Raw genomic sequence first — 15,218 nt, forward strand, 5'->3', positions numbered from 1 at the left:
ACGTTTCACTGGTTGCTGATTCGGAGATGGAGTATGATGGAGATATCGTCCATCATACTCGTTCGACCGGAGGGTGGGTTCATGTTTCACTATGTTCGACGTTCGTTGAAGTGGAAGTTGATTTCCATTATTACGGCGATCATCGTCGTAATTGTTGCTTCGATCGGTTATTTTAGCTATTACGAAACATCGAAGACGATTCGGGCCGATGTGGAGAGGTTTAGCAGGCAAGTGCTGCGGCAAGCGAACCTCAATTTGAACCGTTACTATAACGAGTATGAACAGGAGCTTCTCATCATAGGCTCAAGCAAGGAATTTCGCAATTGGCTGCATTACGACAGCGATGATAAATTAGAGCTGGTTATGGCCTACTATAGCATGCGCAGTAATAACATGGATGCCTTCCTCGAGCAGCATCCGGAGATTATGTCGATCACACTATTCTCCAACAAAGGTGTGCAATACAACTATGCGCCTGTGTATGATCTGGATAAGGATTATGATTTGAAAGCAGAACCGTGGCTGCCGAGTATCGTAGATACAGGCAAATTTTACATTCATGTCGACACGAGTAAGCATTATTTGAATCCCGACGGTACCATCCAACCACTGCATGTCATGACAATGGCCAAACGTTTCGGTGACGATGGTTATTTGAAAATGGATATTTCGCTCAATACTGCCCAGAAAATCCTATCCGAAATCCATATAGGAGCGAGGCAAATTGGTGTTATTAGTGATGATGATGGAAATATTCTGGTTCATCCCGAGGGGGCTATGATCGGTTCGAAGTTGGATGAAGATATTGTAGAGAGTATCAAATCTGCGGATTCGGGTTTTATTTTTCATAAAAAGACGGATGAAATGATTATCTTCGAAACGATTCCATTGACACATTGGAAGACGCTCGCCATTGTGCCCTACCATGATGTCGCAGGAAGCATTGATAAGGTTCGCTTAGTTACTATTTTAATCGCTTTACTAGGATTGTTCGTTTCAGTGGTACTTGTCATAGGCGTCACAACCTCGATTACGAAACGCTTGACTACCATGCGAAATATCATCAAGAAAACACAATTGGGCAGATTCGACTTGCAAGTTGAAGTCTCTGGGATGGATGAAGTAGCGGATGTAGGGCTTGCCTATAATCGCATGTTAAACCAGCTCGAGGGCTCGATTCAGCAGTTGACCGATTCTAAGTTGAGCCAGCAGAGGGCCATCTTATCAGCCTTACAATCCCAAATTAATTCGCACTTCTTATACAATACACTCGCGACGATTCATTCGCTTGCGGACTTGGCAGGCCAACGTGAGATCGAGAATATGGCTGTCGCCTTGTCCCGGATGCTGCGTTACACCTCCAGCTATACGAGTGAAATTGTATCCGTTGAGGATGAAATTAGGCATTTGACCGATTATTTGCAGATTATTGCGATTCGATTTACGAACGAAGTGACATATCAGATTGAGATTGACCCCGCCTGCGCAGATGCGGATTGCCTCAAAGCCATCCTACAGCCCATGGTGGAAAATAGTATTAAACATGGGATTGAACGTACTGGAAAACCGATTCATCTGGATATTCGCGTAGGGAAACTATCGTCAAGTCGAATCTTTATTACCGTTTCAGATAACGGTATAGGTTTCACGGATGCTAAGCTGGCAGAATTACAGCGGAAAATGAAGGGATCGGACACATGGAGTAAGTATAATGAGCTGGTACAGGTTGGACTATTAAATGTTCATTATCGGCTGAATATGTATTATCCGGATGGTTTATCAGGTATCGGTATCGCGAATGAACCAGGTGGCGGTGCATTGGTAACGCTTACTTTCCCTCTTGCCTATAATCGTAAACGAGGTGATTAACTTGTATCGTGTGCTCATTGTCGATGATGAGATGTGGATCCGTTCTAGTCTCGAAAAGAAAGTGAATGAGATTGACACCATGATCGTTTCGGATACGGCATCGAATGGACAACTAGCGCTAGAATGGTTGGAGACACATTATGCCGACATTTGTATCACGGATGTTCGCATGCCTCTGATGAACGGGCTTGAGTTAATGAAGCAAATCAATGAGCGATTTCCGTGGATGGCCAGTATTGTGATTTCGAGTTACGATGACTTCTATTATGCGAAAGAGAGCATTCAAATTGGTGCTCTGGATTACTTGCTAAAGCCGGTTGAAACCTCTTTGTTACAAGATGCCCTCATGAAAGCCGCGCACAAAACCAACACAGCTCGTTATCATCTTGCCTTTCAAATCCTGCTCAAAAAGCTGCCCAGTCACCGACGATTGATGGAACAATGGGTCGGGGAAATCCACATGATCAAATATGATTCGATGCCTACGCTCGTCATTGATACGCTAGAAATGCTGCAATCTTGGGTAGGGGATGCGTATTATTTACTGGACCAGCTAGCGACAGCTTGGGTGGATATGGTGTGTGAGGAATTTCGAACAGAGAAATTTCAAATTCAATTGGATATCACAGATGACGCCGAATTAGGCGAGAAGATGCTCACCATGGATAAGGTGCGAAGCTACTACCGCTTGTGCGCCGTGAAGAAGCTGGAAGAGGGCTCACTTCGGCTATACCAGATGGTGAAATCAGCGAAAGAGAATCCCACACGCAAGGTAATTAATGACATTAAACATTATCTGGAAGAGCATTATGCAGAAAAAGTGAGCTTACAAGATATCGCGGACTATGCGAATATAAGTCGAACTTACATGGCGGGATTGTTTAAGCATGAGACAGGTATAACGGTATGGGATTATCTCATTGCGATGCGATTGCGCAAAGCGAAGGAACTGCTCATGACGACTTCGAAGAAGATTTATGAAATATCGGCGGATATTGGTTATGAGAATATCGTGTATTTCTCGAAATTGTTTAAAGAGCATTACGGCTGCAGTCCCCTCGAATATAAAAAACGAATGGAAATCAAGCCAGCGCTAGAGCCGCCGGTCTAAGAGAGGAAGATTTGAATGACCCAATTCTATCGGACAACTCGGTTAGGTGATCGTTGGATGTTACAAGATGGGGAAGGGAATCCCTTCTATTCCTTGGGGGTAAATTGTGTCAATTACGACATCGGGGAGCCGATGGAACCCTTGTTATCTGACAAGTATGGTGGTCCTGGTTGGTTTATTCGATGGGCAGATGAGAAGTTGGCCTTTCTACAGGAGCATGGTTTTAACACACTTGCTGCTTGGCATTTCCCCTATTATTGGGACTGCACCGTACCTAAGACCGTTGAAATCCGCATGTCGCGCTACGCGAAAATGGTGAATAATGGCTGGGGAGGCGGATATGGCTTCCCAGATGTGTTTGATGCGTCTTTTGCAGCTTCCGCGCATAAGGCTGCTGTCGAGATTCTGCATAACCGAGGCGGGGATCTCATTCATGATCCGACGGTTATTGGCTTTTTTACGGACAATGAGCTACATTGGTGGGGAAGCGGCGGGCAATGGGGCGATAATGATCCCGGCGACGGCATGAACGGGACAGGGCTAGTCGATGATTTTATTCGCCTATCTGCTGATGCCTCAGGGAAGAAGGCATGGGTTCGCCATTTGGAAACGCGTTATGGTACCATTGAACGATTGAATGAAGCGTGGGATGCCGAATATACAGCATTCGATGATCTCTTGTGGCTGAAGGAATTGCGAACCCAGAAAGATAAGTTCAATGAGGATAAATGTCTCTTTTTGCGTGAAATCGCAGATACGTATTTTCAGACAACGACGGGGATTCTACGAATGTATGATGCTGATCATCTCATTCTGGGCTGCCGAATGGTCGGTACAAGCACACCGGAGGTTATTTTTGAGGCGATGAAGGATTATGTCGACGTTCTTTCCTTCAATTTCTATAGCTTTGATTTGCCGGAGCGTTGGCTGGGACGCATGTCAGAAATCGCTGGAAAGCCGGTGATGATCACCGAATTCAGCTTTTGTGCGGGGAAAGAAGCCGGGTTTGACCTCGTGACGAATGGAGCACAGAAGGTGTTAGTGCGTAATCAAGCGCGGCGAGGGGAATGCTATCGGGCGTTCGTGACACGTGCGGCTGAACTGCCGTATCTGGTTGGCACGCATTGGTTCGCGCTATACGATTACACGGCCCGCAATGGGCTCATCGGTAATTATGGGCTTTTTGATCGCGAGGATAACGTTTGGCAAGAGTTCGCAGATACTGTGAAAAAAGTACACTTGGAACTGAATGCCATGAAGCTTCAGGAGTAGAAGTTCATAACGGAATAGAACTCACGTAAGGAGAAGAATATGAAAGTCATTTGTAAGACAAATCGTATGTCATTAGTTCAGCTAGATTCATCCTCTTGCGATTTGGTAGTGGATTATTTTAGTCGCAATCATGACTTTCTGGGGCAATGGGAACCGGAACGGGATGAAAGTTATTTCACTGCGGAGTTCCAGGCGGAATTATTAGTGAAAGAGTCGAAACTGTCCGAGGATGGGTTGTTGTTTAAAGCGTGGATGCTATATGACGATCAAATAATCGGCTCTATCGCACTAAGTAATATTGTACGCGGCGCGTTTCAATCCTGTCATCTGGGTTATCGACTTGATGGCGAATTTCTCAATCGGGGATTGATGACCGAGGGAATCCAAGCCGTGATAGTTTATGCCTTCGATGAGCTGAAGCTACATCGGATTGAAGCCAATATTATGCCACGCAACGCCGCTTCGATGAAGGTTGTGAAGAAGCTCGGCTTCTACGACGAAGGCCTAGCGCTGAAGTACTTGAAAATCCACGGAGTGTGGGAGGATCATATCCATATGGTGCTTCGGAATACGGCGATGGAATAGGTAGGAAGCCAAACTGAAAAAGCTCCCCAATATCTGCACGGTTGCAGATATTGGGGAGCTTTTTGCGTGGAAAGAGTCGAAATGGCTACTTTGTTGGATTTGCAACGAATTCTAGGTGCGTGTGTGAAGAATATCTGCAAATGTGCAGGCATTTTGGAGCTTTTATAAGGAAATAGCGTAATACCTGCGAATCTGCAGGCTTTTGAAGCAAGATGTGCATGGGGAAAGTGCAGGCGAGGAGCTAGAAGCATCTGGCTAAACTTGACATGACATTCACAGCACGGCATAATGATAAGACACCAATAGGTGTCCCATATGAAATGAACAGTCGGGAGAGGTGACTTTGAACGAGAAGAGTCCAATACGAGATGTCTATGACGCGATTGCTGATCCAACACGGCGGAAGCTTTTACATCTTTTAGCAGAAGCGGATGAATTGCCTCTCTATGAGATCACCTTGCATTTCGAGATGGGGCGCACCGCGGTGTCCAAGCATTTGACAATCCTGAAGGAAGCTGGCCTCGTGACCGACCGTAAAGTAGGACGCGAAACACGGTTTCGTCTACAAGCTGCGCCGCTCCAGGAAATTCAAGACTGGTTGGCGTTTTATAGGAAATTCTGGATCAGTAACGTAGCGAGGTTGCAAGAATTGTTACAAGCGGAATTAGATGACATGGATTGAGATTGAGAAACCGCGCAGTGCGTGGTTTTTTGACGTTTATGGGGATGTGAAATGGGCAAGTGCAGGCTTCCCGTGTATTTCCTACTCTAAATTGGAAAAACATGTGAAAAAGATGTATATTTGCATCAATACACTTGCAGCAAGAGTTATTGATATTGGTAACTGCACTTTTGCAGGCTCTGCTAATTGATGATGATAAAAATGAATGAGGTGCCCAATTTGAAGCTTAGTAATAAAAAGATACATTTTCGTCTATATTTGGGGACCGTTATCCTTGGGAAATCTCTTGAAATTAAGCGTGTATCATGACGATCCTTATTATCGTGACGATATTCCTAATCACTTTCGTAGTCATTTACCTCGTGTATAGCACGCTATGGGTCCAATTTTCTCACTTCCAGCTCGGTAATTCAGATAACCAGCAGATAAAAGTCGTTCAACTTACTGATCTGCATGGTCGAACTCATTTTATCAATGGTTCCATAAGTCGAATGGTGAATCGATTGAAGCCAGATTATGTTTTGATTACAGGTGATGTGATCACAAGAAGGGGTCAATTGAGGAAGATTTTGAAGGCGTTTAGCCGAATTGACTGTCCCAATCTCTTCTTTGTACCTGGGAATCATGAACGTGTTGTGTTGGAAGGCGTGGCCAGAAGAAGGCGATATACCGAGCAAGAGTACGGCGAACTTATTTCATCCATTCAAAATTGCAACATCACCGTTTTAGCGAATAGCGGGTTTCCTTCGACTAAGGACGAGAAGAAGATCTTGATATATGGTTTTGATAACTCCTTGTATGGCAATGAGCGCTTAACTTTACGTACAGAGGAATTGCAAAGCTATGATTTTGTTATCATGCTGGCTCACTCCCCGAGTATTATTAAATCCTCTTTGAAAAATCAAATTCCATTTGATTTGTTGCTTACGGGGCATACACATGGCGGCCAAATACGGATATTGGGGCGTACGATTGGCGCCTATAGAAACTACCATGTCGGAATGCTTCAGATGGATAAGCGCAGACACTTCTATATTAACCGAGGATTAGGCACGGTTCGGCTGCCATTTCGATGGGCATGCCCGCCAGAAATTGCTGTATTTGAAATTGGCATGTAGCTTCTCAGGAGAATTCTCTTGGGAAGCTTTTTATATTTTCTTATATTAAGTTGACACTTAATTAAGTGTATGCTAAATTAATAACATGATCGATAAAGCCATTCAAGCGATAACGGAACCAAGACGCAGAGATATTTTACACCTCGTCCGTGATGGGGAGCTGACCTCAAGCGCAATTGCATCACATTTTGACGTATCAGCACCAGCCATTTCACAGCATTTGAAAGTATTAGAAGAAGCAGGTCTCGTTGTTGTAAGACGAGCAGGTACGAAACGATTCTATGGGATAAGGAGAGAAGGTTTTGCTGAGTTAATGCAGTATATGGAGAGCTTCTGGGATGACAGCTTGCTACGTCTGAAGGAAGCAGCTGAAGAGGAGGAAAGGAAACAGAATGATGCCAATTCAAAGCACCGACACGATTAAGAAAGAGATATTTATTGCCTGCAGACCAGCAACTTTGTACCCATTTTTCACTGATCCTGAGAAATTAGTCCGTTGGATGGGGCATCATGTGTTGCTGGATACACAACTAGGCGGGAAATTTCGCATCGACCTTGACGGTAATAATATTGCGATGGGGGAATATACAGAATTGATCCCTAATGAGAAAATCGTGATGACATGGGGTTGGGAAAAATCCAAAATGGTACCACCTGGTTCAAGCACGCTTGAGTTTCTGCTGACACCACAGGATAATGGGACGCTTTTGGTCCTCACACATTCTGGTTTACCTGTGTCCGAAGTTGATTCGCATATAAAAGGTTGGACGCATTTTATGTCACGTATCCAAGCAGTTGCGCAAGGCGAAGATCAAGGAAATGATCCTTCTTCTCAGGAAGTTATACAGGAATAGTTAGTATAGAGGATACAATGGAGCTGCCGCGGAATCACGCGGTGGTTTTTGTTTGTGTACACAAACTGTACAATCCATAAAAAAACAGTACAATTGAAGTAATGAATTTAATTATGAAATAAGCGATGGAGAAAGGTGTTCGTTGATGACCGTGAGTAAATTGAATGCGAAAGTTGATGGATTTCTAAATAAAGCAAAAACGTGGAAAGACGAATATGTGAAATTAAGAGAAATCGTTCTTGACTGTGAGCTAACCGAAGATTTTAAGTGGATGCATCCTTGTTACACATTTCAAGGGAAAAACATCCTTTTAATCCATGGTTTTAAAGATTACTGTGCGATTCTGTTTCATAAAGGTGCTTTGTTAAAAGATGCGCATGGTATCTTAATTCAACAAACGGAGAATGTACAAGCCGCGCGCCAAATTCGTTTCACCCATGTTCAAGAAATCGTTGCGATGGAAAGCATCTTGAAAGCCTATATTCATGAAGCCATTGAGGTTGAAAAGGCTGGTTTGGAAGTGAGTTTCAAAAAGAACACGGAATACACAATTCCTGAGGAATTTCAAACGAAATTAGATGAAATCCCTGGCTTGAAAACAGCTTTTGAAGCATTGACGCCTGGAAGACAAAGAGCGTATCTGCTACACTTTGCAGCTCCTAAACAATCCAAAACACGAGTGTCAAGGGTTGAAAAATACATGGAACACATTCTTAATGGAAAAGGATTAGATGATTAGACGACATGGATATGGATTTTTTCATGCTAATTTTTGGTTGTATTTTCGCAGCATTCGCAGTTGCGGGTCTTGGTTTCTTATTACTTCTGATACGTAGAGAAAGAAATTCAGATAATGAAGATAGCCTTTAGGTATGCTTATGTAATAAGCAACGCTTTCGTCCATAAGACGGAAAGCGTTGTTTTTCATTTGCCATACTTCACAACGTCTGACCACTATCTAACGTGATGATCTGCCCTGTCATGGCTTCTTGCTCCAAAGCCGCACATATGAATTGGGCAATGTCTTCAGGTGTTGAAATCTGCTTCAATAGCAGGTTTGGCGCTAATTTCTGCATTTGCGCTTCTCTGCCGGCCCACCATCGGGTGGCCACAGCGCCAGGCGCGACACAGTTGACTCTTACTTGCGGAGCTAGTGCACGCGCTAGTGATTTCGTTAGCCCATGAACGGCTGCCTTAGATACGGCGTAGGGGAGAGAAGATCCTTGGCCCGTTATACCTGCAATGCTGCCTACATTGACGATTGCGCCTTGGCCGTTCTTTTGCATGAAAGGTGCAACGGCTCTCGCACAATAAAACATGCCCTTTACATTGACCTCGAATAATTCATCCCAAATGTCATCCGTTGCTCCATCCAGATCAGGAAGCGGAATATGATGCGTGATGCTGGCATTATTGACTAAGACATCAATTGCGCCGAATTGCTCAGCAATCGCAGCTACCATATCGATGACCTCACTATTATTAGACACATTGGCCTGGATGGCCATCGCACGACCGCCGTCATCTCGAATCTGTTGTACAGTTTCCTCAGCATCTTCTTTAGAACGTGAATAGTTAACCGCAACAACAGCCCCTCGCTTCGCTAAGGTCAAGGATACGGACCGGCCGATGCCAGTTCCTCCTCCGGTTACGAGCGCGACTTTATTTTGTAAAAGCATTCCAATCTCCTCCTTTATGAACATAGTCTTATTGTAAATGTGATCTCGAATTCTGTATAATTGAATTAATTGAAAAGGATATTCAAAATTTTTGAATTTACCAAGGTGAGGCTCAATATGGATCTCAAGACCTTAAAATCCCTTCACATGATCGTGAAGCATGGCAGTTTTCATCAAGCAGCAGAGGAATTGAATTATGCGCAATCAACGGTTACGATGCAAATGCAGAAGCTTGAGGCCGATTTAGGTATTCAACTCCTAGAACGCGGCAAAAAGATTCGATTAACCGAAGCAGGCAGGCTATTTTATGAGGAAAGCCTAGCTATTATCCAACGGATGGAGAAGTTGCAGTCGAATTTAGCTGATATGCAAATGGGTGAGACGGGGACCGTCCGACTCGGGGTAACGGAGCCAACGGCAAGTGAACGATTACCGCTTGTTCTCAAAATGTTCATGACGCAATACCCGCGAATCCGGGTTTCGTTAGAGATTTCCAGTACATCTGCGCTAGTCGAATCCATCCAGCAAGGGCAGATTGATTTCGCCTGTTGCTCGGCACCAGAGATCGGTACAGGACTGCATTTTGAACCTCTTTTTTCGGAAAAGTTCGTAGCTTTAGTACCTATGGACCATCCGCTAAGTGAGCTCGAAGATTTAGCGCCAAGCGATTTCGAAGGACATCGACTTCTCATAACGGCTGCCACGTGTCCCTATCGCAAAAAGCTGGAGATGATTCTGCAAGAATCCGGACATATCGGGATAGAAACCATGGAAATCGGCAGTATGACGGCTTTAAAAACGTATGTCGCGAAAGGATTCGGATTCGCACTCGTGCCCGAAATTGTCCTAGACCCAATGCCACTTGGGACGAAGGCGATACCTGTCAGGGGTACTTCCATTGATATGTTAACGGGATTGGTTAGTAAGACAGCAGCACTAGGTTTCAGTAGTGCCAAATTGTATCAGTATTTGAAGCAGGAGCTCCAACAATTGAGTTGAGGATATCCATGCCTATAAGTGGAAAAATAAAATAGACGAGCAAACATAATAATGAGGTGATTCGATGTCTGACCCAAATGAAACCACGCCTATTGGCTGGAATTTTGATAATAGCTACGCCCGTTTGCCTGAACTATTCTTTACGGAGCAGAACCCTGCTCCTTCCAGTGCGCCAGAACTAATCGTCATGAATGCTGCTGTGGCTGAGATGCTGGGCTTGCATGTCGAAGCTTTGAAGAGTGAGGAAGGCGTCGCCAGTCTGGCGGGCAACCACATTCCGGAAGGCGCTTTACCACTCGCCCAAGCTTACGCGGGGCATCAATTTGGACATTTTAACAAACTTGGTGATGGGAGGGCTATCCTGCTTGGGGAGCAGATTACACCACTTGGGGAACGTTACGATATACAGCTGAAGGGTTCAGGGCGCACACCTTATTCCCGCAGGGGGGATGGTCGAGCTGCACTAGGGCCAATGCTACGAGAATATATCATCAGTGAAGCGATGTTTGCACTGGGGATTCCTACGACTCGCAGTCTTGCCGTGGTTTCAACGGGGGATGTCATTTATCGGGAAACAGAGCAGCCTGGCGCGATTCTTACACGGATAGCTGCAAGCCATCTGCGAGTAGGAACTTTTCAATTTGCCGCGGCAGGCGGTACAGTGGAAGAAGTTCGGGCGTTAGCGGATTATACGATCGAAAGGCATTATCCCGAAGTCGGCGACGAGGAGAATCGATATCTTTCCTTGTACTATGCAATTATTAAGCGTCAAGCTCGTCTGATTGCTCAATGGCAGCTTGTTGGTTTCATTCACGGGGTGATGAATACCGATAACATGTCAATCAGTGGAGAAAGTATCGATTATGGTCCTTGTGCTTTCATGGATGCGTATGACCCAGCCACGGTTTTCAGCTCGATTGACTCGCAAGGCCGTTATGCGTATGGCAAACAACCGCATATTGGTGCGTGGAATCTTGCCAGATTGGCAGAGACTTTGTTGCCGTTGTTGCACGAAGATCAGGAGCAAGCGATCAAGTTGGCAGAGGAAGGGCTTGCACGGTATTTTTCTTTATATCAGCAGAGTTGGCTGACAGGAATGAGGGCAAAACTGGGGATTATGAACGAAGAGGATCAGGATGAATCCCTAATTGAAGAATTGCTTACCTTGATGCAGCAGCATAAGGCGGATTTCACCAACACCTTCCGTACGTTATCTTATGGCAAGCCAGAGGATACCGTACTGCATGGCACAACGAGATTTGCCGAGTGGGTAGCACAGTGGCAGGCGAGACTTGAAAGGCAGCAGGAGAGCAAAGAGACTTTGCTAGCGTTGATGCAGAGCAGTAATCCCGCCTACATTCCGCGTAATCATCGGGTAGAAGAAGCACTCGCTGCCGCGGTGGAACATGGCGATTACAGTGTGATGGCGCGGCTGTTGGATGTTCTTTCGAATCCGTTCACGCCATCGACTGAACATGCTGAATTTGCGACGCTGCCGGATGTGGCGGATGCGTGTTATCAGACCTTTTGTGGGACTTGATAAAGGGGCATTACAAGAGGAAAAGGGCTCAGCGAATGAGCCCTTTTTGCGTTCATCAACATTTTAGAATGAAAGGTTCAGTTTTTCTTCATCCATTTTTCACCTAGTAGCCAAATCGCGAGACCGGTGCCCCACAGAATGAGTGTTGAGCCGAAGCCAACTACACACCACCAAGCAATGATAGGCTGCTCCCCCAGAGTGCTCCTCACAGGCACAAAAAGCAGTGTATATATGGCAAGTAAACAAAGGAGCGTACCTGTTAAGTAATGAGTTTTAATCCGGAACAGCGGCGCTAAAGGAATGAAGTGAGCACCAACTATGATGGCCATGATGGGAAAAAGATAATCAATATGATCAGTTGCACTGCAGATTGCGCTTGCTGCTCCGATGGCCGCACCTTCGATCGTGAAGATGATGCCAAACCAAATGCTGGCTCGTTTCCAATGCTTAGCATCAGCGTCAGTAACTTGCACTGTGAGCTGTTTTGACCTCAACATTAAGGAGATGCCACCTGCAAGTAGGGTGATTCCAATCAGCGCAGCACCAATCCAAAGCCAAAAAGATCCCCAATCTTGTAAACCGGCAATACCAATACCGGCCCAGAGTGTGCCGAATAAAGCCATGAAACTAACACCGATGGCTGCACCTCGCACTGCGGCTCTAGGTACGGCTGATGAAACTTGTTTCATTCGCGAAAGACTCCTTTCATTAGAACCCAGCATCTTCCTTTTTTCTATATACGTTCTAAGATTTCATTAGTTGCAGAGAGAGCAATCCAATTATAAAGTCACGAGTCATCGTGGAAGAGGAGTGCGAGACTGTCTTTGTTCTTGTCATCCTCGAAAAATAAAAAGCGCCATCCAGGAGTCATCTCCTTGGCGGCGCTTCTTTCATCCTTTACCAGAACTAATACACCCGTTGTTCCACACTTTGTTCCACGGGGCGTCCCACAGGTACGTAAGTTACTCCATCGAGCTCCATTAACTGTGCAACGACTTCATCTGATAGTACATTTCGACCATCGAGCAGGATCGATTGGCGCATAAGTTGAACCATGCGTACCCAGTCCAGTTCTACAAACTGCGGCCATTCCGTCATGAGGATGATTGCGTCCGAATGCGCAGCCATTTCATAAGGGGAATCTGCCACGGTTACGCCTTCGAATGCAACCTGTTGAACAACAGGATCATACGCATGCACATCAATACGATGATGTTGGCAGAGTTTCAGCAACGTGAGAAAAGGAGCATCGCGCACATCATTCGTGTTCGGTTTGAAGGAAATTCCGAGTACGCCAAGTCGTTTACCGTTAGGATTTTCCCATAGCGAGATTAGCTTCACAACCAGTTGGGGGATACGCTGATCATTAATTTGTGCTGTAGCTTCGAGCAAGGGAAGCGAGCGACCGATGACTTTGCCGGAAGTCAGCAGGGATTGTAGATCTTTGGAAAAACAAGACCCGCCATATCCAACGCCTGCCTGCAAAAAATGAGGTCCGATGCGACGATCCGTACCTACGCCTTTCATGACTTGACGGATGTCCGCGCCGTATCCTTCACATAAATCGGCCATCATATTGGCAAATGAGATTTTCATCGCTAGAAATGTATTAGACGCATATTTAATGAGCTCCGCACTACGTCGATCACATACCTGTATAGGTGCATCAATACCTTGGTAGATTTGCCGAAGCATAATTTCGGAATGTCTGGATTGGCAACCAAATACGATCCGATCAGGGTACATAAAATCGTTAATAGCGCTGCCCTGTCTCAGAAATTCAGGGTTAAAAACAACGTCTGCCCGCAACCCAGCTCCATGTAAATTGGCTTCCAGTTCGTCGCAGGTTCCTACGGGAACCGTGCTTTTCACGATGACTAGCGGAGGACAATTGCCCGATTGTTTTAATTGCTCCAGCACATTTTCGATTTGACTGAGATCCGTATGCCCATCTGCCCGTGTAGGCGTTCCCACGGCAATTAGTAGTGCATCCGCATTGGCTGTTGCGCTGGCCATGTCCGCGTCAAAATGCAAATTGCCTTCCTCGTTACACTCCGTGAGTAATTCCTGCAGGCCAGGTTCCCACACATGCGCTTTATTCGATTGTAAGCTTTGAATCACAGATTCACGATCCATCGCTGTCACGTTATGCCCTAACTTTGCCAAACAAACCGCTGCTACAATACCGACATATCCCGTGCCAATGATGGTTATTTGCATGGAAGAGCCTCCTTTAGGCCGAGTAGAATCCTAGTTTTTTGCCAATGCGACGGTTATCGATAATGTGCTCGTAATCGTGTAACAACTGATCAAAGATGGCGTCCCAGGAACGCCCAAGTGCAAACGATCTGGCATCTAATCGGAAGCTTGCCATACGATCTAAGTCATCGACCAAGTTGACGATTTCGTGTACGAAGGATTCAGGTTTTTTGGGCGTGCAGAGGACGCCAGTCTCACCGTTACGCACCATTTCAAGCACTCCGCCACTATTCGCTGCAATGACTGGGAGGCCTGAGGCCATAGCTTCTTGAACGACATTGCCGAAGGTTTCCGTACTCGAAGGAAATACGAATAGGTCTGCCGAAGCGTAGATCTGAGCCAGTTCTTCACCGCTTTTGTACCCTGCGAAAGTCACATTAGTCGGAACTTGCTCACGAAGCTCTGGAAGTTGTGGGCCGTCACCAACAATGAGCCAGTGGACGCGTTCTTTCATAGAATCCGGTAAGGTTCTCATGATGGCCGTGAGTGTATCGATGTCTTTCTCAGGTGCGATTCGACCCACATAGAGGAATAGGTAGGGAGCTGTAATCCCATATCGTTCGCGAACGTCGGCACTCTTTTTATCAGGCGTATACAGGTTGCAATCGACGCCACGCGACCATAGCTTCATGTGCTGAAAGCCCTGATCCTCTAAGGTTTGAATGGTATCTTGGGAAGGTGCAAATGTCGCATCACAGGACTGATGAAACCATTTCATATAGGACCAATACAGGGGAACAGCAGCTTTCATCCGGTAATAGGACAGATAGCGGTCAAAGTGGGTATGGTAGGAGGCAACATGTGAAATGTTGTGTTTGCGTGCGTAGTGATGGCCACATAAGCCGAGGTTAAAGGGAGTAGCAAGATGAAGTAAATCGGGACGGAAACGATCTAACTCTTTTCGAATCGTTGTAAGCCTTGGCAAAGCTAATCGACACTCCGGATATAGAAAAAAAGGGATGCTGGTAATAGGACGAACGGGATCCGGGTAAACGATATCAGCTGTGCTCTTCGGTGAAAAAACGAGATGCTCGACGCCGCGACGATTCAAATACTCCGTCAAACGCCCAAGTGTAAGTGCTACGCCGTTCATTTGAGGAACAAAGGTATCGGTAAACAACGCAAGTCGCATAAGAATCCCTCCTGAAGTTCCAAGTTAGCTTAAGCGTACCATCGGATTATTCGGAGAATGTCAAATGAATATGAAGGTAATTTAATATTTCAATATGGTATAAATGGAGAAATTGGTG

At 45.6% G+C, this 15,218-nt stretch carries 16 protein-coding genes; 12 read left to right on the forward strand and 4 right to left on the reverse strand.

Annotated features, from left to right (window positions below; genetic code table 11):
• Positions 1-81: 81 nt before the first annotated feature.
• The 10 genes from A8709_RS16535 (at position 82) to A8709_RS16580 (ending at position 8,230) form a co-directional block, all read left to right on the forward strand.
• A complete protein-coding gene (locus A8709_RS16535) occupies positions 82-1,869 on the forward strand; it encodes a cache domain-containing sensor histidine kinase (RefSeq protein WP_065853476.1) in 1,788 nt (595 codons plus the stop codon).
• Positions 1,841-2,980, forward strand: a complete 1,140-nt coding sequence (locus A8709_RS16540) for a response regulator transcription factor (protein ID WP_141692566.1) — start codon at positions 1,841-1,843, stop codon at positions 2,978-2,980. The genes A8709_RS16535 and A8709_RS16540 overlap by 29 nt, the downstream gene beginning before the upstream one ends.
• Before the next feature lie 15 nt (positions 2,981-2,995).
• The gene (locus A8709_RS16545) at positions 2,996-4,252 is read left to right on the forward strand and encodes a glycoside hydrolase 5 family protein (protein WP_065853478.1); all 1,257 of its coding nucleotides are present in this window, start codon (positions 2,996-2,998) and stop codon (positions 4,250-4,252) included.
• Between the two features lie 66 nt (positions 4,253-4,318).
• Positions 4,319-4,837, forward strand: coding sequence for a GNAT family N-acetyltransferase (locus tag A8709_RS16550; RefSeq protein ID WP_244163222.1), 519 nt, complete (start codon positions 4,319-4,321; stop codon positions 4,835-4,837).
• Positions 4,838-5,180: 343 nt separating this feature from the next.
• On the forward strand, positions 5,181-5,519 hold the full coding sequence (locus A8709_RS16555) for an ArsR/SmtB family transcription factor (protein ID WP_065853480.1): 339 nt from the start codon (positions 5,181-5,183) through the stop codon (positions 5,517-5,519).
• The gene (locus A8709_RS16560; protein ID WP_065853481.1) at positions 5,506-5,709 is read left to right on the forward strand and encodes a hypothetical protein; all 204 of its coding nucleotides are present in this window, start codon (positions 5,506-5,508) and stop codon (positions 5,707-5,709) included. The genes A8709_RS16555 and A8709_RS16560 overlap by 14 nt, the downstream gene beginning before the upstream one ends.
• Positions 5,710-5,824: 115 nt before the next feature.
• Entirely contained in the window at positions 5,825-6,637 is an 813-nt protein-coding gene (locus tag A8709_RS16565) for a metallophosphoesterase (RefSeq protein ID WP_084225021.1), read from the forward strand.
• Positions 6,638-6,722: 85 nt separating this feature from the next.
• The gene (locus A8709_RS16570) at positions 6,723-7,061 is read left to right on the forward strand and encodes an ArsR/SmtB family transcription factor (protein ID WP_065853482.1); all 339 of its coding nucleotides are present in this window, start codon (positions 6,723-6,725) and stop codon (positions 7,059-7,061) included.
• A complete protein-coding gene (locus A8709_RS16575; RefSeq protein ID WP_084225023.1) occupies positions 7,030-7,491 on the forward strand; it encodes an SRPBCC family protein in 462 nt (153 codons plus the stop codon). Before A8709_RS16570 ends, A8709_RS16575 begins: the two co-directional genes overlap by 32 nt.
• 145 nt (positions 7,492-7,636) lie before the next feature.
• Entirely contained in the window at positions 7,637-8,230 is a 594-nt protein-coding gene (locus A8709_RS16580; protein ID WP_065853483.1) for a YdeI/OmpD-associated family protein, read from the forward strand.
• Positions 8,231-8,429: 199 nt separating this feature from the next.
• Here A8709_RS16580 and A8709_RS16585 read toward each other — a convergent pair whose 3' ends face one another.
• Positions 8,430-9,170 carry an SDR family NAD(P)-dependent oxidoreductase gene (locus A8709_RS16585; RefSeq protein ID WP_065853484.1) on the reverse strand — a complete coding sequence of 247 codons (741 nt, stop codon included), beginning with the start codon at positions 9,168-9,170 and terminating at the stop codon, positions 8,430-8,432.
• A 117-nt stretch (positions 9,171-9,287) separates the two neighbouring features.
• On the opposite strand from A8709_RS16585, the gene A8709_RS16590 reads away from it, so the two are divergent.
• A complete protein-coding gene (locus tag A8709_RS16590; RefSeq protein WP_065853485.1) occupies positions 9,288-10,169 on the forward strand; it encodes a LysR family transcriptional regulator in 882 nt (293 codons plus the stop codon).
• A 64-nt stretch (positions 10,170-10,233) separates the two neighbouring features.
• The gene (locus A8709_RS16595) at positions 10,234-11,709 is read left to right on the forward strand and encodes a protein adenylyltransferase SelO (protein WP_065853486.1); all 1,476 of its coding nucleotides are present in this window, start codon (positions 10,234-10,236) and stop codon (positions 11,707-11,709) included.
• Between the two features lie 77 nt (positions 11,710-11,786).
• Here the strand turns inward: A8709_RS16595 and A8709_RS16600 are convergent, their stop codons facing one another.
• From A8709_RS16600 to A8709_RS16610, 3 genes are all read right to left on the reverse strand, one after another.
• Complete coding sequence (locus A8709_RS16600) at positions 11,787-12,398, reverse strand: hypothetical protein (RefSeq protein ID WP_065853487.1); 612 nt, start codon at positions 12,396-12,398, stop codon at positions 11,787-11,789.
• Positions 12,399-12,615: 217 nt separating this feature from the next.
• Positions 12,616-13,929, reverse strand: coding sequence for a UDP-glucose dehydrogenase family protein (locus A8709_RS16605; protein ID WP_065853488.1), 1,314 nt, complete (start codon positions 13,927-13,929; stop codon positions 12,616-12,618).
• Between the two features lie 13 nt (positions 13,930-13,942).
• On the reverse strand, positions 13,943-15,100 hold the full coding sequence (locus tag A8709_RS16610; RefSeq protein ID WP_065853489.1) for a glycosyltransferase family 4 protein: 1,158 nt from the start codon (positions 15,098-15,100) through the stop codon (positions 13,943-13,945).
• Positions 15,101-15,218: the final 118 nt, after the last annotated feature.

This window comes from Paenibacillus pectinilyticus, from assembly GCF_001700435.1.
Classification (GTDB): domain Bacteria; phylum Bacillota; class Bacilli; order Paenibacillales; family NBRC-103111; genus Paenibacillus_E; species Paenibacillus_E pectinilyticus.

Excerpts from the sequence above, each read along its gene's own strand:
- A8709_RS16535 (WP_065853476.1), top strand. The coding sequence starts at position 82 with ATGTTTCACTATGTTCGACGTTCGTTGAAGTGGAAGTTGATTTCCATT.
- A8709_RS16545 (WP_065853478.1), top strand. The coding sequence starts at position 2,996 with ATGACCCAATTCTATCGGACAACTCGGTTAGGTGATCGTTGGATGTTA.
- A8709_RS16550 (WP_244163222.1), top strand. The coding sequence starts at position 4,319 with ATGTCATTAGTTCAGCTAGATTCATCCTCTTGCGATTTGGTAGTGGAT.
- A8709_RS16560 (WP_065853481.1), top strand. The coding sequence starts at position 5,506 with ATGACATGGATTGAGATTGAGAAACCGCGCAGTGCGTGGTTTTTTGAC.
- A8709_RS16565 (WP_084225021.1), top strand. The coding sequence starts at position 5,825 with ATGACGATCCTTATTATCGTGACGATATTCCTAATCACTTTCGTAGTC.
- A8709_RS16570 (WP_065853482.1), top strand. The coding sequence starts at position 6,723 with ATGATCGATAAAGCCATTCAAGCGATAACGGAACCAAGACGCAGAGAT.
- A8709_RS16575 (WP_084225023.1), top strand. The coding sequence starts at position 7,030 with ATGATGCCAATTCAAAGCACCGACACGATTAAGAAAGAGATATTTATT.
- A8709_RS16580 (WP_065853483.1), top strand. The coding sequence starts at position 7,637 with ATGACCGTGAGTAAATTGAATGCGAAAGTTGATGGATTTCTAAATAAA.
- A8709_RS16585 (WP_065853484.1), bottom strand. The coding sequence starts at position 9,170 with ATGCTTTTACAAAATAAAGTCGCGCTCGTAACCGGAGGAGGAACTGGC.
- A8709_RS16590 (WP_065853485.1), top strand. The coding sequence starts at position 9,288 with ATGGATCTCAAGACCTTAAAATCCCTTCACATGATCGTGAAGCATGGC.
- A8709_RS16595 (WP_065853486.1), top strand. The coding sequence starts at position 10,234 with ATGTCTGACCCAAATGAAACCACGCCTATTGGCTGGAATTTTGATAAT.
- A8709_RS16600 (WP_065853487.1), bottom strand. The coding sequence starts at position 12,398 with ATGAAACAAGTTTCATCAGCCGTACCTAGAGCCGCAGTGCGAGGTGCA.
- A8709_RS16605 (WP_065853488.1), bottom strand. The coding sequence starts at position 13,929 with ATGCAAATAACCATCATTGGCACGGGATATGTCGGTATTGTAGCAGCG.
- A8709_RS16610 (WP_065853489.1), bottom strand. The coding sequence starts at position 15,100 with ATGCGACTTGCGTTGTTTACCGATACCTTTGTTCCTCAAATGAACGGC.